Here is a 19620-nt window from a genome sequence, read left to right on the forward strand (position 1 = left end):
CCCCGCCGCCCAAGGTTGCCCCGCAGGGACGGGAGGGTCATGCGTTGGAGGAACATCCCAAAAGGGCTTTGTCGCTTGACGGCTGGCGCGCGCTGGTCGGCAAACGGGCGGGAACGTCCGGCTGGCACGAGGTTTCACAGGCGACGATCGACTCTTTCGGGGCGCTCACCGGGGATGAACAGTGGATTCATACCGACCCGACCCTTGCAAGGGACGGCCCCTTCGGCGGCACCATCGCCCACGGCTTCCTGACGCTGTCCCTGCTGGCGCCCATGTCGCTGGAAGCGCTTCCCGACCTCGAGGGCTCAGGGATGGGGGTCAACTATGGTTTCGACCGCCTGCGGTTCCTGTCCCCGGTGCCGTCCGGCGCCCGCATCCGCGCGCATTTCGACGTGACCTCGGTGGAAGAAAACCGGCCGGGCGAGGTGACCTTCGCGCTGGCGGTGACCGTCGAGATCGAAGGACAGGACCGCCCGGCGCTTGCCGCCGACTGGATCAATCGCCGCTATATCGACAAGAGGATTTCATGACCGTGACCGACCGCAAGCTGCCCGAGGTATTCCGCAACCTGCGCCTGCCCGCCGTGGCCGCGCCGATGTTCATCGTGTCGGTGCCCGAGCTGGTGATCGCCCAGTGTAAGGCCGGCATCGTCGGCAGTTTCCCGGCGCTGAACGCCCGCGAGGCCGAGGGCGAGCCGCCGATGCTGGAGGCTTGGCTGCAACGGATCACCGAGGAACTGGACGCCTACAATCAGGCGAACCCCGACACGCCCGCCGCGCCGTTCGCGGTGAACCAGATCGTCCACCGGTCGAACGCCCGCCTGCAACGCGATATCGAGATCTGCCACAAGTGGAAGGTGCCGATCTGGATCACCTCGCTTGGCGCGCGGCCCGAGGTGAACGCGGCGGCGCATGACTGCGGCGGTCTGGCGCTGCATGACATCATCAACAACACCTACGCCCGCAAGGCGATCGAGAAGGGGGCCGACGGGCTGATCGCCGTCGCTGCCGGGGCAGGCGGGCACGCCGGTCCGCAGTCGCCCTTTGCGCTGGTGCGCGAGATCCGCGAGTGGTTCGACGGACCTCTGCTGTTGTCGGGCGCCATCGCCACCGGCGAGGCGCTGCTGGCCGCGCGGGCGATGGGGGCGGACCTTGGCTATATCGGCTCGCCCTTCATCGCGACCGAAGAGGCGAACGCGGTCGCGGACTACAAGCAGGCCATCGTCGAGGGCGGGGCCGAGGATATCGTGACCTCGGCGGTGTTCACCGGCATTTCGGGAAATTACCTGCGCGGGTCTATCGAAAAGGCGGGGCTGGACGCCGACAAACTGGCCAGCGCCACTCCGGAAATGATGGATTTCGCCAAGGCCGACGCCGGCGGCGGGGCGAAGGCATGGAAGGACATCTGGGGGTCCGGGCAGGGCATCGGCGCGGTGAAACAGGTACAGCCCGTGGCCGACCTGATTGCCCGGATCGGGGCAGAGTATCAGGCCGCCGGGCGGCGCCTTGCAGCCGAATTCAACTGAACGAGATTTGTTCGATCCACTTGCCCAATGCTATGGATAAGTTGGTGGAGCGAATATCGCTTCACGTAAATGTCACAATCTAACAGTTTGCAATGAAAAGAAGAATCCGGCTGATGGCCGGATTCTGGGTATGTGGAAAACGCTGCGTCAACCTGCGCGGCGGCCGGGCAATGCTGGAAAAGTGAAGTGGTCTGGTGCCGCTTCCTTGAAGGGCGCCGGATCAGAACGCCTTGAAGGTCAGCGTGGTCAGCGACCGCTCGATGCCGGGAATGTGCAACAGCCGGTCATTGATAAACTTGCCGACGTCCTCGCCCTCGGGAACGTACAGCTTGATCAGCAGGTCGTATTCGCCGGAGGTCGAGTAAAGTTCGGAATGGATCTCTTCCAGCGCGATCTTCTCGGCGACCTCGTAGGTGGTGCCGGGCTTGCAGCGGATCTGGATGAAAACGCAGGTGGTCATCGGGGTCTCCCTTGGTCGAGCGGCAGAATGGCCGCGGTCGCCGCCGGAATCAATGGCCCCCGCTTCCAAAGCCGCCCCGCCGGTCCTATAACGCCGCCGACGCCATGGAGACCCCTATGAGAACAGCAGAAATCGTCCGCAAGACGGCCGAGACCGACATCGCGGTGTCGATCGACCTCGACGGCACCGGGTCCTACGAGATGGACACCGGCGTGGGGTTCTTCGATCACATGCTGGACCAGCTGTCGCGGCATTCGCTGATCGACATGAAGGTGCGCTGCCAGGGCGATCTGCACATCGACGACCACCACTCGGTCGAGGATACCGGCATCGCGCTGGGGCAGGCGCTGGCAAAGGCGCTGGGCGACAAGAAAGGCATCCGCCGCTACGGCTCGTGCCTTTTGCCGATGGATGACGCCCTGGTGCGCGCGGCGCTGGATCTCAGCGGCCGGCCCTATCTGGTGTGGAACGTGGACATCGCGGCGCAGAAGATCGGGACTTTCGACACCGAACTGGTGCGCGAGTTCTTCCAGGCGTTTTCGACCCACGGCGGCATCACGCTGCACGTCGATGCGCTGCACGGGTTCAACGCGCATCACATCGTCGAGGCGGCGTTCAAGGCGGTGGCGCGGGCCCTGCGCGAGGCGGTCGAGACCGACCCGCGCAAGTCCGACGCGATCCCCTCGACCAAGGGCGCGCTTTAAGCCGCCCGCGGGCGCGCTTCAGGCCGCGACCAGCGGGCGGGCGTCGGTCCGCCGCAGCCACCATTCCGCGATCAGCAGGTTCGGCACCCAGCTTAGCCAGGCAACGATCCGGTAGCCGGTGTCGAACCCGAACGCCATCGCCAGTAGCGGCAGTTCGATGCGAAGCGTCACCGCGCCGAAGGTCAGCGCGACCGAGCGGATCATCCAGCGGCGGTGCTCGGCGATGCGGCGCTGCATCGCCAGCCAGATGCCGCGCCCGGTGACCCCAAGCCACAGCACGGCAAGTATGCCGAAGCCCCAGGCCGCGACCGGCCCGGCAGAGCTGAACGGCGCCATCGCCAGACCGCCCAGCCCCGAGATCAGGATCGCCACGCCATAGACCCGGCCCATCCAGCGGTGCAGCGCAGCGCGGCGCGCCCGCAGCGACTTCGCCATCTGGAACGGCGCCAGCGCCAGCGCCACGGGCGCGAACAGGACGTGGGCAAGGAACGCCGTCCGCCGGTCGATGAAGTGATGCAGCATGAAATCCATCGACGCTTCGACGCCAAACGCGAGCCATCGGTAGGAAACCAGGGCGACCGCCAGCGACAGCAGCCAGAACAGGACGGTGCGGGTACGGATCAGGGCAGGCATGAAAGACCTCGATGAATGCGACCTTGGGCAACTTGACATTGTAAAGATCAACTCATCTTGACGCTGTCAAGTTCGTCGTTACGCTGGCGGTCCGATGAGCGAAGCGACACTCAAGAAACCGCACCACCACGGCAACCTGCGCGAGGCGCTGGTTCTGGCCGGTCTGCAACTGCTGGAAGAAGGCGGGCCCGAGGCGCTGACCCTGCGCCGCTGCGCCGCCTTGGCGGGCGTCAGCCATGCCGCGCCGGCGCATCACTTCGACGGCTTGCCGGGGCTTCGCAAGGCCATCGCCGACGAGGGATTTCGCCGCTTTCGCAACTACATGGTCGATGCCGAGGTGCTTGGCGAACAGACCGACCGGGGACGGCTGAAGTCGATCACGCGGGGCTATCTGAACTTCGCCCGCGACAACCGCGCACTGTTCCTGCTGATCTTCGGATACGACCTGACGGGCTCGCGGGACAGCCATGCGGACGCCGGTCATTTCGCCTATGATCCGCTGCGCCGTTGCTGCGCGCCTTTCGTGCCCAAGGGTGTCGCCCCCGAGGTGATCGAGGCGCAGGTCTGGTCGCTGGCGCACGGATTCGCGAGCCTCTACCTTGCCGGGCGATTCTGGTCGTCGGCGTCCGACGGGCTGTTCGACGCGGTGATGACGCTGCTGGACGGGGTGGGGGCACCGGCAGGGGTTGGAATGGCGGGGCTTGGAACGGCGGGGCTTGGAAAGGGCGGCGAAACCGCCTAGTCACCCGGTGGTTCCAAAGCCGCAGGAGAACGCCCGATGCTGACCGCGATCATCGACTACGAATCCGGCAATCTGCATTCCGCCGAGAAGGCGTTCCAGCGCATGGCCGCAGAGACCGGCGCGGGCGAGGTGATCGTCACCGACAAGCCCGAGGACGTGGCGCGGGCCGACCGTCTGGTGCTGCCGGGCGATGGCGCGTTCCCGGCCTGCCAGCGCGCCTTGTCCGCCGTCGACGGCGTGGCCGAGGCGATGACCGAGGCGGTGATGCAGCGTGGCGTGCCGTTCATGGGGATCTGCGTCGGCATGCAGATGCTGGCCACCACGGGCCACGAGTACGAAGAGGTCGCGGGGCTGGGCTGGATCGGTGGCGACGTGGTGCACATCGACCCGTCCGACCCGTCGCTGAAGGTCCCGCACATGGGGTGGAACGACCTTGTCATCGACAATCCGCACCCCGTGCTGGACGGGATCGGAACCGGTGAACACGCGTATTTCGTCCACTCTTACCACTTCCGCGTCGCCGACCCGGCGCACCTGCTGGCGCATTGTGAGTACGGGGGGGCGGTCACGGCCATCGTGGGGCGCGACAACATCGTGGGCACCCAGTTCCACCCTGAGAAAAGTCAGGCGGCCGGGCTGCGGCTGATCGGCAATTTCCTTGGGTGGAAACCCTGACGGTCTGACAAGCGCGGCGAGCGCGGGACAGGGGGCTCTGCCCCCGTCGCGTTCCGCGACTCCCCCGAGGTATTTCGCAAGAGAAGAAGCAGCTTGCGCGACGGGTCAGCCCTTGCGCGCGGCTTTCTCGTCGATGCCCGAGGTGCCCTCGCGGCGGTCGAGTTCGGCCAGCACGTCGGCAAGGTCCACGTCGCGCGCCGCCAGCATGACGAGAAGGTGGTACAGCACGTCCGCCGCCTCGTAGGTCAGGTTGGCGCGGTCGTCCTTCGCGGCGGCGATGATCGCCTCGATGGCTTCCTCGCCGAACTTCTCGGCGCATTTCTCCGGCCCTTTCGCCAGCAGCTTCGCGGTCCACGAACTGTCGGGGTCGGCGCCCTTGCGGGACGCGATGGTGGCGGCAAGGCGGTCGAGCGTGTGGGTCATAGGCGCACCGGAATTCCGGCGGCGGCCATGTGGGCCTTGGCCTCGCCGATGGTGTAGGTTCCGAAGTGGAAGATCGAGGCGGCGAGCACGGCGCTGGCATGGCCCTCGGTCACGCCCTCGACAAGGTGGTCCAGCGTGCCGACGCCGCCCGAGGCGATCACCGGCACGTCCACCGCATCGGCGATGGCGCGGGTCAGCGGCAGGTTGAAGCCCTGCTTGGTGCCGTCGCGGTCCATCGAGGTCAGCAGGATTTCTCCGGCCCCCTTGGCGGCGATCATCACCGCGAACTCGACGGCGTCGATCCCGGTGGGCTTGCGACCGCCGTGGGTGAAGATCTCCCACCGGCCGGGTTCGACGGTTTTGGCGTCGATGGCGCAGACGATGCACTGCGATCCGAAGCGGTCGGCGGCGCGGGCGATGACGTCGGGATCCGCGACGGCGGCGGAGTTGAACGAGACCTTGTCGGCCCCCGCCAGCAACAGGTTTCGCACGTCTTCCGAGGTCCGCACGCCGCCGCCGATGGTCAGGGGCATGAAGCACTGTTCCGCCGTGCGGGTCGCAAGGTCGTACATCGTGCCGCGGTTTTCATGCGTGGCGTGGATGTCGAGGAAGCACAACTCGTCGGCGCCGGCGGCGTCATAGGCGCGCGCGGCCTCGACCGGGTCGCCGGCGTCGATCAGGTCGACGAAATTGACGCCTTTCACAACGCGGCCATCGGCCACGTCGAGGCAGGGGATGATGCGGGTCTTGAGCATGGCAGGCTGGTCTTTCCGTGTCCGGGTCGTACTATTCCGGAATGGGGGGAAGGGAAAGGAGTTTGCGATGAGGGGTTTTCTTGCCGCTCTTGCGCTGGTGACTGCTGCTGCACCGGCGCTGGCCGAGGATGATTTCGTGAAGGTTCCGGCCGAGGGTACGGTGGCCGAGGTGATGAACCGTCTTGTGGTGGCGGTCGAGGGCGCTGGGGCGCTGGTCTTCGCGCGGGTCGATCACGCGGGCGGGGCGCAGATCGTGGGTGACAGCCTGCCGGACATGGAACTGCTGATCTTCGGCAATCCAAAGTTGGGGACCCCGGCGATCAAGGACGCACCGATGGCCGGGCTGAAGCTGCCGCTGCGGGTGCTGGCCTACGAGGATGCCGAGGGCGCGGTCTGGCTGGCCTATCAGGACGTGGGCGAGATGCTGGAGGATGCGGGCGGCGATGATGACGCGGCCTATGTCGCTCCGATCGCGGGCGCGCTGGAAAAGCTGACGGCTCAGGCCGCGGGCGGCTGACGGCGGCGGCGGCGGATGCGGGCGGCGACGAAGGCTGTCATCGCCCACGTCAGCCCCACGGCGAAAGAGAACGGCCCGATCAGCAACACGCCCCACGCCGCCCAGAACCCGGCGGTATAGGCGAGCTCTCCGACCTCGCGGCCCGCGACGGTGCAGGGATGGATGCCGCCCTCGTCGATGCGGCAGCCGCCGAAATAGCCAAGTCCCAGCGCCAGCGCGATCCAGCCCAGCCACACGACCCACGGGCCGATGGTGAGGAAGGCGAAGATGCGGTGAACCCACCTCATGCCGATGCCCTCAGGCCGCGTGCTGGCGCCGGTAGAGCCACTCCAGCAGGTAGGCGAGGATCGCCAGCGGCGGGCCGGCCATGATGTAGGCGAAGGCCGATGCGCGGATGACCGGCTGCGCGGCGGTGAAGGCGGACCCCAGCCCCGCGCCGCCGAAGCAGTTGGAATAGGCGCCGGTGATCGACCCGTCGCACAACAGCATCGGGATCACGACGATCGCCACGAGGACCGTGAAGAAGATGCCGCCCCAGAACATGATCAGGCGCGAGGCCGGGTTTTTCAGATCGGCGGCAAGGAAAGGCGCAACGACGGCGGGCATGCCGAAGAAGAAGGAAAGGAGCAGGTCGTTCAGCACGTTGCGACCTCCGGTCGGGTCAGGCCGAAACTACGCGCAGCGCCTCCGACAGGTCAATTGCGCCGTCGTATAGCGCCCGGCCCGAGATCGCGCCGTCCAGCGGCGCACCGCAGTCGCGCAGCGCCACGAGGTCGTCGATGGACGACACGCCGCCCGAGGCGATGACCGGGATGCGCACCGCGTTCCCCAGCGCCGCCGTCGCGGCGACGTTTGGCCCCTGCATCGCGCCATCACGGTCGATGTCGGTGTAGATGATCGCGGCGACGCCTGCGTCTTCGAACTGCTTTGCAAGGTCGGTGACCATCACGTCGGTCTCTTCCGCCCAGCCCTTCGTCGCGACGCGGCCGTTGCGGGCGTCGATGCCCACCGCGACCTTGCCCGGGAAGGCCGCCGCGGCCTCGCGCACAAGGTCCGGGTTCTCGACCGCGACGGTGCCGAGGATCACGCGGCTGACGCCCTTGTCCAGCCAGCCCTCGATCGTGGCCATGTCGCGGATGCCGCCGCCCAGCTGGACCGGCACGTCCACGGCGGCAAGGATCGCCTCGACCGCCGCTCCGTTGACCGGGCGGCCCGCGAAAGCGCCGTTCAGGTCGACGAGGTGCAGCCATTTGCATCCGGCTTCGACAAAGCTTTTCGCCTGCGCCGCCGGATCGTCGCCGAACACCGTCGCCGCATCCATCTCGCCGCGCAGAAGCCGCACGCACTGGCCGTCCTTCAGGTCGATGGCGGGATAAAGGATCATGGGTCTGGCTCCGGCTGGGTCTGTACCGCCGGGTCTTTGCCACCCCGTCCGCCGATTGCCAAGCATGCATTATTGCCGCGCCGGGCGGGCGGGGCGGTCGCCGCGCGCCCTTGAAGCTTGCCCGACGCGACGTCATGCGCCAGAGTATGTCGCATAGAGCCAAGGAATATGGCTCGGGGCATAGCGGAGCAGCACAAGATGACAAGATTTGTACTATTCATTGCCGGCCTGATGATCTCTGTCGCCGGTGCGGCCTCGGCTGGGGAAACCCTGCTGGGCGTCTGGCAGACCGAGCGTGATGCAAAGGACCAGACCGGCTATGTCCGGATCTATCCCTGCGGCAACCGCCTGTGCGGCACGCTGATCGCGTCCGTCGACAAGAACGGCAAGCCCAGCGGGTCGCCCAACGTCGGCCGGCGGATCATCTGGAACGTCCGCAGCGCCGAGGGCTGGGGCAAGGGGAACATGTACGTTCCCGTGATGCGCAACCAGTATCCGACCATTCTGATCGCCACCGGCAACCGCATGGAGGTCAAGGTCTGCAACACCGTGGGCGACTGCGACACCCAGACCTGGCTGCGGACCCTGACGAACTGAGGCCCGACGGGCCGGGTCACAGCTTCGACGAGATGACCCCGGTATTGAACCCGGCCTTGCGCAATTCGCCGAACAGACGCTGATGCTCGATCTTCGGGCAGCGGTTCTGGATCACCGTCAGCCCCTGCGCTTCGGCGCGGGCGGCGGCTTCAGCATGTTCGACCCCGATCTGCATCCAGACGGTCTTGAGGTGGGGCAGGTGCGCCAGCGCCTCGTCAAGGATCTCGGGCACCGCTTCGGATCTGCGGAAAATGTCCACCATGTCGACCCGCGCCTCTGCCGGGATCGCGGCGAGGTCGGGCACCACCGTTTCGCCGAACAGACGGGTGCCGGCGGCCTTGGGGTTGACCGGGATCACCCGGTAGCCCTTCAGCGACAGGTAGCGGCCCACGAAGTGGCTGGGACGAACGGGATCCGGAGACACGCCCACGCAGGCGATGGTCTTGGTTCTGTGCAACACGTCGCGAAGGAATGCGTCGGAATAGGTCATCGGTCCTTTACCATAGGGGTCGGCTTCGGTATGGCACGGGAGGTCCCGGAGCGGCATAAAAAAGCGCCCGGGCCACAATGGGCCGGGCGCGAGTCACGGAACGAGGGACAGTGAAGTGACGCGTGGATGTTCCGATCCCACGCTCACTCTGTTAGATATAATTGCACCGACGGTTTTAAAGGTCACGTAATATCGGCGTTACCGATAGGTGACTATTTCCGTTGTTTTCTTGGCTTTTGAAGATGCGGACCCTTCAATTGAAGGGTTTTCAGGTGCTTGCGCGGGGCGAACCGTTCTCCGAATCGTTTCGACGCTTCATGCTGCGGTTGAGCGAAAATCCCTTTGCATGCGCGGAAATCCGCTCAAAAAATCGGCAAACCCCTGTTTGTGCCGGGAATTGAGCTTTGGATTCGCAGCTTTAAGGCGACTCACGCATGGGTTCGGAGTATTAGCGCCGCGTCGCCGCGTACAGGGCCACCGCAGCCGCGTTCGATACGTTCAGCGACCCGAACGGCCCGGCATAGTCGATGCGCACAAGGGTGTCGCAGGTGTCTCGGGTCTTCTCGCGCAGGCCCGGCCCCTCGGCGCCCAGCACCAGCCCGACCGGATCCGCCGAAGCGCCCGCAAGACCGCCTTCCAGCGTCACGTCGGCCTCGCCGTCCAGACCCAGCAGGCGATAGCCCATCTCGCGCAGTTCCTCCATCGCGCGCGACAGGTTCTGCACCCGCAGGTAAGGCTGCCGTTCCAGCGCGCCCGAGGCGGTTTTCGCCAGCGCACCGGTTTCCGGCGCCGAGTGGCGGGCGGGGGCGATCACCGCCCGCGCGCCGAACACCTCGGCCGAGCGCAGGATGGCGCCCACGTTGTGCGGGTCTGTCACCCGGTCCAGCAGCACCACCGACGGCGCCTCGCCCGGCGGGGCGTGGCACAGGTCGCCCATCGGCCCCCAGTCCAGCGGTCGCACCTCCAAGGCGGCGCCCTGATGGACCGAGCCGGGGTCGAGCGGGGCGGGGAACTTGCGCGGGTCCGCGATCTCGGGCTCGGGCCCTTCGGCCACGGCGTCGCCCAGCCGGTCGGCGGCGTTCTTGGTCAGCACCAGTTGCAGCTTCTCGCGCCGGGGATTCATCAGCGCGTCACGCACGGCATGCAGACCGAACAGCCAAACGGTTTCCGCCGCCGCAGCCCGCTTGCCACGTTCCTTTTCGATAACCCACTTGGGCTTTTTCATCGCTGCGCGCCTTCCGGTTACGGCATCCTGGTTCTGCGGGGATTTAACGGTTGACGTCCAAAAGTGCTACGGATAATCAACGCGTCGCGTCGGGCGACGTGCTGCAAGGTGCGGCAGCGGACTGTAACTCCGCCGGGGAGACCCATGCCTGGTTCGATTCCAGGGTCGCCCACCACTCCCCCTCTTTTCAGAGTACGAGCGGTGCGCGCCACGCGTGCCTTGCTTCGTGATCTTCGTGTCGTTGCGGCAGGCTGACGCCTTGCGGGATCGACGGCTTCGCGCCTAGTCTGACCCTACCTTCGCGCCGCATGGGGCTGGCCGGACCGGGGGAGACTTTATTCATGCGTAGATTGATCTTGGTATTCATGCTGCTCGCGGGCACCGCGCTTGCCGGGTGCGAGAAATGCGCGCCAAATCCAAAGGCGAACGTGAACGTGAACCTCGGCAGCGGTGGTGTGCGCACCGGCGTGTCCGTGGGGCAGAGATGCGGGCCGGTGTTCGTTCGCGTGTCTTCGGGCGACTACTATCAGCCCGACTGGTACTAGGCGCGCGGTCACATTGCGTTGAGCGGGGCCGCCGTGTCGCAGTTGGCCCGGAAAGCGCCGTCTGTGATCCGCTGAGAAAAGACGGGCGCGCGTATCAACGGCGCAGGCGGACGAAGTGATCTCGGTTTCCTGTCGGGAAATTTAGTTTCCTTGCGGTCGCGGATTTGCGTTTGACGGCGCGGGGCGGCGATGCCATTTTCCGGCCCGTATCATGGGAGGATGGGCATGGCGCCTCTGGACGAACGAAAGGGTGTCTGGAAATCGGGCCGTGGCAAGGGCCGCCGCACGCCGAAGGGGCGTCAGGTGGACGACGTTGCGCTGGCCGAGGTTCAGGCGCTGCTGGGCGACCGTCCGCGCCGGCGCGACCTGCTGATCGAGTTCCTTCACCTGATACAGGACGCCTACGGCCACCTCTCCGCCGCCCATATCCGCGCGCTGGCGGACGAGATGCGGCTGGCGCAGGCCGAGATCTACGAAGTCGCGACCTTCTACGCCCATTTCGACGTTGTACACGAAGGCGAGACTCCGCCGCCCGCGCTGACGATCCGGGTCTGCGACTCGCTGTCGTGCGAGATCGCCGGGGCCGGGGCGCTGCGCAAGGCGCTGGAAGACGGGCTTGACCCCGCCGAGGTGCGCGTGCTGCGCGCGCCCTGCATGGGCCGCTGCGATACCGCGCCCGCGCTGGAACTGGGGCACAACCACATCGCCAACGCCACGCCCGAAAAGGTCCACGCCGCCATTGCGGCGGGCGACACCCACGCGCATGTGCCCGATTATCAGGGCCTTGCGGCTTATCGCCACCACGGCGGCTATGCCGAACTGGAACGCCTGCGCCGCGATGCGGACTGGGAAGCGGTGCAGGACGCGCTGGAAGAGGCGGGGCTGCGCGGCATGGGCGGCGCGGGCTTTCCCTCGGGGCGCAAGTGGGGCTTCGTGCGCGCGGCGGCCGGCCCTCGGTATCTGGCGGTGAACGGGGACGAGGGCGAACCGGGCACGTTCAAGGACCGCGTCCACCTCGAACGCGAACCCCACGTGATGCTGGAAGGCATGCTGATCGCCGCCGCCGCCGTCGAGGCGGAACGCTGCTTCATCTACATGCGCGACGAATACCCGGCGGTGCTGGAGATCCTCCGCCACGAGATCGCGGCGCTGGAGGCGGCCGGGCTGGTCTCGGCGGGGTACATCGAGCTGCGGCGCGGGGCGGGGGCCTATATCTGCGGCGAGGAGTCCGCGATGATCGAGTCGATCGAGGGCAACCGGGGCCTGCCGCGTCACCGTCCGCCCTATGTCGCGCAGAACGGCATCTTCGGCCGCCCCACGCTGGTCCACAACGTTGAGACGCTGCACTGGGTCGCGATGATCTGCCGCGAGGGGCCGGACATCCTGAACGGCGTCGAACTGAACGGGCGCAGCGGTTATCGCAACTATTCGGTGTCGGGCCGGGTGAAGACGCCGGGCGTCTACCTGCTGCCCGCCGGATCCACGATCCTCGACATCATCGACGCGGCAGGCGGCATGATGGACGGCCACGTGTTCAAGGCGTTCCAGCCGGGCGGTCCGTCCTCGGGCCTGCTGCCCGCGTCGATGGACGACGTGCCTTTGGACTTCGACACGCTGCAGCCGCACGGCACCTTCATCGGCTCGGCGGCGGTGGTGATCCTGTCGGACCACGACAGCGCGAAGGACGCCGCGCTGAACATGCTGCGGTTCTTCGAGGATGAAAGCTGCGGCCAGTGCACGCCCTGCCGCGTCGGCTGCGAGAAGGCGGTCAAGCTGATGCAGGCCGACGCGTGGGACGGCGAACTGCTGGAAGACCTGTGCCAGGTGATGACGGACGCCTCGATCTGCGGGCTGGGGCAGGCGGCGCCGAACCCGATCCGGCTGGTGATGAAGCATTTCCCGAAGGAGGTCGGCCAATGAACCTTGGCGCGTTTTCCGTCTCGCTTGCGGTGAAGGACATCGCCGCCTCGCGGGCCTTCTACGAGAAGCTGGGGTTCACCGAGATGGGCGGCGACGCGGCCCAGAACTGGCTGATCCTTCGCAATGGCGACACCGTGATCGGCCTGTTTCAGGATATGTTCCCGACCAATATCCTGACCTTCAACCCCGGCTGGACCCAAGACGCCACCGACGCGGACAGCTACACCGACATCCGCGATCTTCAGGCCGAGATGAAGGCGCGCGGTCTGGTGCCAGAACCCGAGGTGCAGTCCGAAAGCGGCCCGGCCAGCCTGATGCTGACCGACCCGGACGGGAATGTCATCCTCGTGGACCAGCACCGATGACCGCCCTCGCGCCACTTCACCCGAACGCCGCCACCAAGGACGACTGATCATGCCCGACGGAAGCCAGACGAAGACGGTGACTTTCACCCTCGACGGCGACGAGATCACCGTTCCGCAGGGCACGACCATCTGGGATGCCGCCCATGGCCGGGGCCTGACCATCCCGCATCTGTGCCACAAGCCCGTGCCCGGCTATCGCCCCGACGGCAACTGCCGCGCCTGCATGGTCGAGGTCGAGGGCGAGCGCACGCTGGCCGCTTCGTGCATCCGCGAGGCGACCGACGGCATGGTGGTCAATTCCGCCAGCGACCGCGCGGTGAGATCGCGCCGGATGGTGATGGAGCTTCTGGTCGCCGACCAGCCCGAGGCGCCGCACGACCGCTCGTCGCACCTGCATGACATGGCCGCCGCGCAGGATATCACCGACAGCCGCTTTCCCCGGATCGAGCCCGACCGCGTGCCGCTGCTGGACGACAGCCACGTCGCCATGCGCGTGAATCTCGACGCCTGCATCCACTGCAACCTGTGCGTCCGCGCCTGCCGCGAGGTTCAGGTCAACGACGTGATCGGCATGGCGGGGCGCGGCCACGACGCCCGCATCGTGTTCGACCAGTCCGATGACATGGGCGCCTCGACCTGCGTCGCCTGCGGTGAATGCGTGCAGGCCTGCCCGACCGGCGCGCTGATGCCCGCCACCGTTCTGGACGAGGCGCAGCAGGGCGACAGCGCCGACTATGACCGCGAGGTCAAATCGGTCTGCCCCTATTGCGGCGTCGGCTGCCAGTTGTCATTCAAGATCAAGGACGACAAGGTGAAATACGTCGACGGTGTCGATGGCCCCGCGAACGAGGGGCGTCTGTGCGTCAAGGGCCGCTTCGGCTTTGACTACATCCACCACCCGCACCGCCTGACCAGGCCTTTGGTCCGTCGCGACGACGCGCCCGCCAAGGGGCTGAACGTCGACCCCGCCAACTGGCAGGCGCATTTCCGCGAGGCGACATGGGACGAGGCGCTGGACCGCGCCGCCGGGGGGCTGGCGAAGCTGCGCGACGACGCGGGCACCCGGGTGGCGGGTTTCGGGTCGGCCAAGTGCTCGAACGAGGAAGCCTACCTGTTCCAAAAGCTGATCCGGCAGGGCTTTGGCCACAACAACGTCGACCACTGCACCCGCCTGTGCCACGCCTCGTCGGTGTCGGCTCTGATGGAGAACGTGGGCTCGGCGGCGGTGACGGCCACGTTCAACGAGATCGAGAATGCCGACGTCGCCATCGTCATCGGCGCCAACCCGATCGAGAACCATCCCGTCGCGGCCACCTTCTTCAAGCAGTTCTCAAAGCGGGGCGGCAAGCTGATCGTGATGGATCCGCGTGGCGTCGGCCTGCGCCGCTTCGCGTCCCACATGCTGCAGTTCAAGCCCGGCGCCGACGTGGCGATGCTGAACGCGATCATGCATGTGATCGTCGAAGAGAAGCTGTACGACGATCAGTACATCGCTGGCTTCACCGAGAATTTCGACGCGATGAAGGATCACCTGAAGGCCTTCCCGCCCGAGAAGATGGCCGAGGTCTGCGGCATCCCCGCCGAGACCCTGCGCGACGTGGCCCGCACCTTCGCCACCGCGCGGGCGGGCATGATCTTCTGGGGCATGGGGGTCAGCCAGCACATCCACGGCACCGACAACTCGCGCTGCCTGATCAGCCTTGCGCTGATGTGCGGCCATGTCGGGCGCCCCGGCACCGGGCTGCACCCGCTTCGGGGGCAAAACAACGTGCAGGGCGCGTCGGACGCGGGGCTGATCCCGATGTTCCTGCCCGATTACGCGCCGGTGGGCGACGACGGCGTCCGCTCGCTGTTCCGAGACCTGTGGGGCTCCGAGTTCAGCCCCGACAAGGGCCTGACCGTGGTCGAGATCATGGACGCGATCCACGCGGGCGACATCCGCGGCATGTATATCCTCGGCGAGAACCCGGCGATGTCCGACCCTGACGTCGAACATGCCCGCGACGCGCTGGCGAAGCTGGAACACCTCGTGGTGCAGGACATCTTCCTAACGGAAACGGCGAACTATGCCGACGTCATCCTGCCCGCCGCCGCATGGCCCGAGAAGACCGGCACCGTCACCAACACCAACCGTCAGGTCCAGATGGGCCGCCCGGCGGTGCCGCCGCCCGGCGACGCGCGCGAGGACTGGTGGATCGAGGTCGAACTGGCGAAGCGGCTGGGCCTGCCGTGGACCTACGCCCACCCGCGCGAGGTCTTCGCCGAGATGAAGCGTTCGATGAAGTCCTTCGACAACATCACGTGGGACCGTCTGGAGGCCGAGGCGGTGACCTACCCGTCGCTTACCCCCGAAGATCCGGGGCAGCCCATCGTGTTCGGCGATGGTTTCCCCCGCGCCGGCGGCCGCGCCCGGTTCACGCCCGCGAACGTGGTACCGCCGGACGAGCTGCCCGACACCGACTATCCGATGGTGCTGATCACGGGCCGCCAGCTGGAACACTGGCACACCGGCTCGATGACCCGGCGCGCCACGGTGCTGGATGCGGTCGAGCCCGAGGCGAACTGCTCGATGCACCCGTCGACGCTTCGCAGCCTCGGGATCGAGGCGGGCGGCATGGTCCGCCTGACCACCCGCCGCGGCACGCTGGTCGTCATGGTCCGCGAAGACCGCGCCGTCGCGCCCGACAACGTGTTCCTGCCCTTCGCCTATGTCGAGGCGGCAGCGAACATCCTGACCAACCCGTCGCTCGATCCCTACGGCAAGATCCCCGAGTTCAAGTTCTCGGCCGTCCGTGCGGAAAAGGTCGCCGAAGCCGCGGAGTAGGGCGCGCGCCTTCCTGCTTCTTCTCTTCCGAAATACCTCGGGGGAGTCACCGAAGGTGACGGGGGCAGCGCCCCCGCCCTGACCCTTTGTGGGCCTTTCCGGCGCTCAGCCCGGTTTGTAATCCCGGTTCGCTTCCGGGTCCTCGACGGAATACGGCAGCTCTTCCAGCGCGTCCCAGACCTGATCGGGGACCTCGACGGACGCCCATTCCAGCGTCTGCGCCACGCGCTCGGGCTTCGATACGCCGATCACGGTCGAGGCGACGCGCGGGTCGCGCATCGAGAATTGCAGCGCCACCGGGCCGGTCGCGATCCCTTGCGCCGCGCAGACCTCTTCGATCCGCCGCACCGGGGCGAGCGCCGCGTCGTCGGCTTTCTGGTAGGTGATCATCGGCATCTCGGCGCTGCCCTTGGCCAGCACGCCCGAGGCATAGGGCGCCGCGTTCAGCACCGCCATGCCCTGCGCGTCGGCATAGGTGAACATCTCGTCCGCCGCGCGGTTCAGCAGGGTGAAGCGGTTGTGCGAGATCAGCGTGTCGAAGGGGTACGCCTTCAGCAGCGGAAACATCACGTCGATGCGGCCCATCGCAAGGCCCACGGCCTGCGCCAGACCCTCTTCCTTCATCTTGAACAGCTCGTCCATCGCGCCGCCGTCGCGGGTGATCTCGTCAAGGTCGCGAGCGTGTTCGGGGTCGTGCAGGTGCAGGACGGGGATACTGTCCAGCCCCAGCACCTCAAGGCTTTCTTCCAGCGAGGCGCGGGCGCGGGCGGCGTCGAAGCGGCCGGTCTCCATGTCGCGGTCCAGCTTGGTGGACAGTACGAAACCCTCGGGCAGGCCGCCCATCTCGCGGATCACCGCACCGATACGGCGCTCGCTTTCGCCAAGCCCGTAGGCGCGCGAGGTGTCGAGAAAATTCGCGGGCCCGTCGAAGATCGCCCTCAGCGTGTCGCGGGCGCGGTCCTCGTCCACCGCGTAGCCATAGGTGTCGGGCATGTTGCCCAGCGCCGAGGTCCCAAAGCAAATGTCGGTCACCGAAAGCCCGGTGTCGCGGATCTGTACGGTTTTCATGCTGTATCTCCTTGCAAACGGGGGCGGTCGGGGCGCGGCGCAGGCCGGCCCGGACACGAAGGTAAAGAAAACTGTGGGCCGGGGTGTCAGTCGGCAGAGTTGAACGCGTCGGCCCAGTCCGGGTGCCAGCGCGACAGGGCGGGGCGGTTCTCGATCATGTCGCCGGCCGCCCAGCGCATCCGCTTGGCGTCCATGTCGGCGGTGACCTCGCCGTCCTCGCAGATGATGTAGAAGTCGTCCGCTTCCAGCGCGCCGATCATCCGCTCGACCACCTGCTCGGGCAGCCATGCCTCGGGCTTGTGGGTGCGGGTGCCCGTGGTGGTGAAGCCGGGCACCAGCAGATGCGCCGAGATCTTGCAGCCTTCCGTGTTGCGCAGAACGTGCTGCAGGCCCTCTGTATAGGTCTTCAGAGCCGACTTGGTGACGTTGTAGACAAGATTACCCGGCGGGTTGGTAATGCCCTGCTTCGAGCCGGTGTTGACGATGGCACCCTCGGTCCCGTTCTCCTGCATCCGGGGCAGGAAGGCCCGTTCGGCATAGACGGCGGCCCAGAAGTTGACGTCCATCGTGCGGCGCCATTCGTGCAGGCTTTCGTCGCTGCCGCCGGCCACGCGCATCGCGGCGTTGCTCATCAGCAGGTCGACGCGACCGAAGCGGTCGAACACGGCGTCGGACAGGTCGGTCATCGCGTGTACGTCGGACACGTCGATCACGCGGTTCATTACGTTGTCCTCGCCCGCAATGCCGGACACGCGGTCGACCGCGTCGGCAAGCATCTCGCCATCGGCGTCGACCATGACGACCTTCATGCCGCGCCCGGCGAAGGCCACGGCGGCTGCGCGTCCGATGCCCGAGGCCGCGCCGGTGATGACGGCGACGGCGCCCTCGTTCAGAAACGGTTTCGTCATGTCTGTCCCCTTCGTCCTTCGTCCTTCGGCCGCGATCCGGCCTGTCAGGTGTTTCGGAATTTAATGGTGTCTGCAACCCGTGCCCCCGCTTACCCGGCGGCAGCACGGGCGGGGGCTAGAACAGCCCCTCGACCGCTCCGGCGTCGTTGAGGCGGATGCTCTCGGCCGAGGGCGTGCGGGGCAGGCCCGGCATCGTCATGATCTCTCCGCAGATCGCGACGACAAAGCCCGCGCCCGCCGACAGGCGCACCTCGCGCACCGGCAGGTCGTGCCCTTCGGGCGCGCCGCGCAGGTTCGGGTCGGTCGAGAACGAGTACTGCGTCTTGGCCATGCAGACCGGCAGGGCGCCATAGCCCTGCGCTTCCCAGTCCTTCAACTGTTCGCGCACCTTGCGGTCTGCGATGACCTCGCCCGCGTGGTAGATCGACTTCGCCACTGTCTCGATCTTCTCGAACAGGGGCATCTCGTCGGGGTAGAGCGGAGCGAAATCGGCGCTGCCGCCCTCGGCCAGCGTCACGACTTCCTGCGCCAGTTCGGTGATCCCGGCAGAGCCGTCGGCCCAGTGGCGGCAGAGGATTGCTTTCGCGCCAAGGGACGCCACATGCTCTTTCACGGCGGCGATCTCGGCCTCGGTGTCGCCGGTGAAGTGGTTGATCGCCACTACGGCGGGGACGCCGAACTTGCCGACGTTTTCCAGATGCCGGCCAAGGTTGGCGCAGCCCGCGCGCACTGCGTCCACGTTTTCGGCGCCAAGGTCCTGCTTCGCCACGCCGCCGTTCATCTTCAACGCCCGGACGGTGGCGACCACGACAGCCGCTGCGGGCTTCAGCCCGGCCTTGCGGCACTTGATGTCGAAGAACTTCTCGGCCCCCAGATCGGCGCCGAAGCCCGCCTCGGTCACCACGTAGTCGGCGAGCTTCAGCGCGGTGGTGGTCGCCATCACCGAGTTGCAGCCGTGCGCGATATTCGCGAACGGGCCGCCGTGTACGAAGGCGGGCGTGTTTTCCAGCGTCTGCACGAGGTTCGGCTGCATCGCGTCTTTCAGCAGCACGGTCATCGCGCCCTCGGCCTTCAGGTCGCGGGCATAGACCGGCGTGCGGTCGCGGCGCCATGCCACGATGATGTCGCCCAGCCGCCGCTCGAGGTCCGCCAGATCGGTGGCGAGGCACAGGATCGCCATGACCTCTGAAGCCACGGTTATGTCGAAGCCCGCCTCGCGCGGGAAGCCGTTCGCGACGCCGCCGAGCGAGGCCACGATCTGCCGCAGGGCCCGGTCGTTCATGTCCATCACCCGCCGGAACGCCACACGGCGGACGTCGATGTCCAGCGCGTTTCCCCAGTAGACGTGGTTGTCCAGCATCGCCGCCAACAGGTTGTGGGCCGAGGTGATGGCGTGGAAGTCGCCGGTGAAGTGAAGGTTCATGTCCTCCATCGGCACCACCTGTGCAAAGCCACCGCCCGCCGCGCCGCCCTTCATGCCGAAGCAGGGGCCAAGGCTGGCCTCTCGGATACAGATCGCGGTGTTCTTGCCGATGGCGGCCAGACCGTCGCCAAGGCCCACGGTGGTCGTCGTCTTGCCTTCGCCCGCCGGGGTCGGGTTCACCGCGGTCACAAGGATCAGGTGGCCGTCGGGCCGGTCTTTCAGCCCCGAGATGAACTCCTGCCCGACCTTTGCCTTGTCGTGGCCGTAGGGCAGAAGGTGCTCTGGCGGGATGCCAAGGCGGGCGCCGATCTCCTGTATCGGCTTCTTCCGGGCGGCACGGGCGATCTCGATATCGGACGCGAACTCGGGCATGAACTCTCCGCTGATTGCGCCGGCCTCCTCCTGCCGGCCCGGCATCATAGCGCGACCGAAGGCGA

At 66.9% G+C, this 19620-nt stretch carries 23 protein-coding genes and 1 tRNA gene; 12 read left to right on the forward strand and 12 right to left on the reverse strand.

Translation table 11 applies throughout. The features are described 5' to 3' along the window. Positions 1-44: 44 nt before the first annotated feature. Positions 45-530, forward strand: coding sequence for a MaoC family dehydratase (locus ACP156_RS02240; RefSeq protein ID WP_425049655.1), 486 nt, complete (start codon positions 45-47; stop codon positions 528-530). Beyond that, positions 527-1525, forward strand: a complete 999-nt coding sequence (locus tag ACP156_RS02245) for an NAD(P)H-dependent flavin oxidoreductase (protein WP_425049656.1) — start codon at positions 527-529, stop codon at positions 1523-1525. Before ACP156_RS02240 ends, ACP156_RS02245 begins: the two co-directional genes overlap by 4 nt. 220 nt (positions 1526-1745) lie before the next feature. Here the strand turns inward: ACP156_RS02245 and ACP156_RS02250 are convergent, their stop codons facing one another. Next, the gene (locus tag ACP156_RS02250; RefSeq protein WP_425049657.1) at positions 1746-1985 is read right to left on the reverse strand and encodes an Lrp/AsnC family transcriptional regulator; all 240 of its coding nucleotides are present in this window, start codon (positions 1983-1985) and stop codon (positions 1746-1748) included. Between the two features lie 116 nt (positions 1986-2101). Between ACP156_RS02250 and hisB the strand changes: the two genes are divergently transcribed. Further along, a complete protein-coding gene (hisB, locus tag ACP156_RS02255) occupies positions 2102-2689 on the forward strand; it encodes an imidazoleglycerol-phosphate dehydratase HisB (protein ID WP_425049658.1) in 588 nt (195 codons plus the stop codon). A gap of 18 nt (positions 2690-2707) precedes the next feature. Here hisB and ACP156_RS02260 read toward each other — a convergent pair whose 3' ends face one another. Next, on the reverse strand, positions 2708-3322 hold the full coding sequence (locus ACP156_RS02260) for a DUF2306 domain-containing protein (protein WP_425049659.1): 615 nt from the start codon (positions 3320-3322) through the stop codon (positions 2708-2710). Between the two features lie 94 nt (positions 3323-3416). Between ACP156_RS02260 and ACP156_RS02265 the strand changes: the two genes are divergently transcribed. Continuing rightward, entirely contained in the window at positions 3417-4064 is a 648-nt protein-coding gene (locus ACP156_RS02265; RefSeq protein WP_425049660.1) for a TetR/AcrR family transcriptional regulator, read from the forward strand. Positions 4065-4100: 36 nt separating this feature from the next. Continuing rightward, entirely contained in the window at positions 4101-4739 is a 639-nt protein-coding gene (gene hisH, locus ACP156_RS02270; protein ID WP_425049661.1) for an imidazole glycerol phosphate synthase subunit HisH, read from the forward strand. 105 nt (positions 4740-4844) lie between these two features. On the opposite strand, the gene ACP156_RS02275 is transcribed toward hisH, so the two are convergent. Together ACP156_RS02275 and hisF are read right to left on the reverse strand one after the other, a co-directional pair. Further along, a complete protein-coding gene (locus ACP156_RS02275) occupies positions 4845-5162 on the reverse strand; it encodes a phosphoribosyl-ATP diphosphatase (protein WP_425049662.1) in 318 nt (105 codons plus the stop codon). Then, positions 5159-5917, reverse strand: coding sequence for an imidazole glycerol phosphate synthase subunit HisF (gene hisF, locus ACP156_RS02280; protein WP_425049663.1), 759 nt, complete (start codon positions 5915-5917; stop codon positions 5159-5161). The genes ACP156_RS02275 and hisF overlap by 4 nt, the downstream gene beginning before the upstream one ends. 67 nt (positions 5918-5984) lie before the next feature. Here hisF and ACP156_RS02285 point away from each other — a divergent pair, with 67 nt between their 5' ends. Then, complete coding sequence (locus ACP156_RS02285; protein ID WP_425049664.1) at positions 5985-6434, forward strand: DUF302 domain-containing protein; 450 nt, start codon at positions 5985-5987, stop codon at positions 6432-6434. Here the strand turns inward: ACP156_RS02285 and ACP156_RS02290 are convergent. Genes ACP156_RS02290 through hisA form a run of 3 tightly spaced genes read right to left on the reverse strand, consistent with a single transcriptional unit; the run spans position 6416 to position 7818 of the window. Further along, a complete protein-coding gene (locus ACP156_RS02290) occupies positions 6416-6721 on the reverse strand; it encodes a hypothetical protein (RefSeq protein WP_425049665.1) in 306 nt (101 codons plus the stop codon). The two genes, ACP156_RS02285 and ACP156_RS02290, sit on opposite strands and share 19 nt — an antisense overlap. Positions 6722-6731: 10 nt before the next feature. After that, the gene (locus ACP156_RS02295; protein WP_425049666.1) at positions 6732-7076 is read right to left on the reverse strand and encodes a hypothetical protein; all 345 of its coding nucleotides are present in this window, start codon (positions 7074-7076) and stop codon (positions 6732-6734) included. A gap of 19 nt (positions 7077-7095) precedes the next feature. Continuing rightward, positions 7096-7818 (reverse strand): 1-(5-phosphoribosyl)-5-[(5-phosphoribosylamino)methylideneamino]imidazole-4-carboxamide isomerase, encoded by a 723-nt coding sequence (hisA, locus tag ACP156_RS02300; protein WP_425049667.1) that lies wholly within the window; start codon positions 7816-7818, stop codon positions 7096-7098. A gap of 198 nt (positions 7819-8016) precedes the next feature. Between hisA and ACP156_RS02305 the strand changes: the two genes are divergently transcribed. Beyond that, entirely contained in the window at positions 8017-8415 is a 399-nt protein-coding gene (locus tag ACP156_RS02305; protein ID WP_425049668.1) for a DUF2147 domain-containing protein, read from the forward strand. A 16-nt stretch (positions 8416-8431) separates the two neighbouring features. Here ACP156_RS02305 and ACP156_RS02310 read toward each other — a convergent pair whose 3' ends face one another. Then, entirely contained in the window at positions 8432-8905 is a 474-nt protein-coding gene (locus ACP156_RS02310) for a CoA-binding protein (protein ID WP_425049669.1), read from the reverse strand. Positions 8906-9353: 448 nt separating this feature from the next. Continuing rightward, complete coding sequence (rlmB, locus tag ACP156_RS02315; RefSeq protein ID WP_425049670.1) at positions 9354-10130, reverse strand: 23S rRNA (guanosine(2251)-2'-O)-methyltransferase RlmB; 777 nt, start codon at positions 10128-10130, stop codon at positions 9354-9356. A 91-nt stretch (positions 10131-10221) separates the two neighbouring features. On the opposite strand from rlmB, the gene ACP156_RS02320 reads away from it, so the two are divergent. The 5 genes from ACP156_RS02320 to fdhF all read left to right on the forward strand — a co-directional run bounded on the left by ACP156_RS02320 (position 10222) and on the right by fdhF (position 15784). Then, positions 10222-10305 (forward strand) — tRNA-Tyr (locus ACP156_RS02320). Positions 10306-10471: 166 nt separating this feature from the next. Next, a complete protein-coding gene (locus tag ACP156_RS02325; protein WP_425049671.1) occupies positions 10472-10675 on the forward strand; it encodes a hypothetical protein in 204 nt (67 codons plus the stop codon). Between the two features lie 225 nt (positions 10676-10900). Beyond that, positions 10901-12595 carry an NAD(P)H-dependent oxidoreductase subunit E gene (locus ACP156_RS02330; protein WP_425049672.1) on the forward strand — a complete coding sequence of 565 codons (1695 nt, stop codon included), beginning with the start codon at positions 10901-10903 and terminating at the stop codon, positions 12593-12595. Then, positions 12592-12960 (forward strand): VOC family protein, encoded by a 369-nt coding sequence (locus ACP156_RS02335; RefSeq protein ID WP_425049674.1) that lies wholly within the window; start codon positions 12592-12594, stop codon positions 12958-12960. Before ACP156_RS02330 ends, ACP156_RS02335 begins: the two co-directional genes overlap by 4 nt. A 49-nt stretch (positions 12961-13009) precedes the next feature. Then, positions 13010-15784 (forward strand): formate dehydrogenase subunit alpha, encoded by a 2775-nt coding sequence (fdhF, locus tag ACP156_RS02340; protein ID WP_425049675.1) that lies wholly within the window; start codon positions 13010-13012, stop codon positions 15782-15784. A gap of 105 nt (positions 15785-15889) precedes the next feature. Here the strand turns inward: fdhF and ACP156_RS02345 are convergent, their stop codons facing one another. The 3 genes from ACP156_RS02345 to ACP156_RS02355 form a co-directional block, all read right to left on the reverse strand. Next, complete coding sequence (locus ACP156_RS02345; RefSeq protein WP_425049676.1) at positions 15890-16852, reverse strand: aldo/keto reductase; 963 nt, start codon at positions 16850-16852, stop codon at positions 15890-15892. 86 nt (positions 16853-16938) lie between these two features. Further along, positions 16939-17760, reverse strand: coding sequence for an SDR family NAD(P)-dependent oxidoreductase (locus tag ACP156_RS02350; protein WP_425049677.1), 822 nt, complete (start codon positions 17758-17760; stop codon positions 16939-16941). A gap of 115 nt (positions 17761-17875) precedes the next feature. Continuing rightward, positions 17876-19555 carry a formate--tetrahydrofolate ligase gene (locus ACP156_RS02355; RefSeq protein ID WP_425049678.1) on the reverse strand — a complete coding sequence of 560 codons (1680 nt, stop codon included), beginning with the start codon at positions 19553-19555 and terminating at the stop codon, positions 17876-17878. Between the last annotated feature and the right edge of the window lie 65 nt (positions 19556-19620).

Origin of the sequence: Psychromarinibacter sp. S121, assembly GCF_049801035.1 — a bacterium.
In the GTDB taxonomy this organism is placed as follows: domain Bacteria; phylum Pseudomonadota; class Alphaproteobacteria; order Rhodobacterales; family Rhodobacteraceae; genus Psychromarinibacter.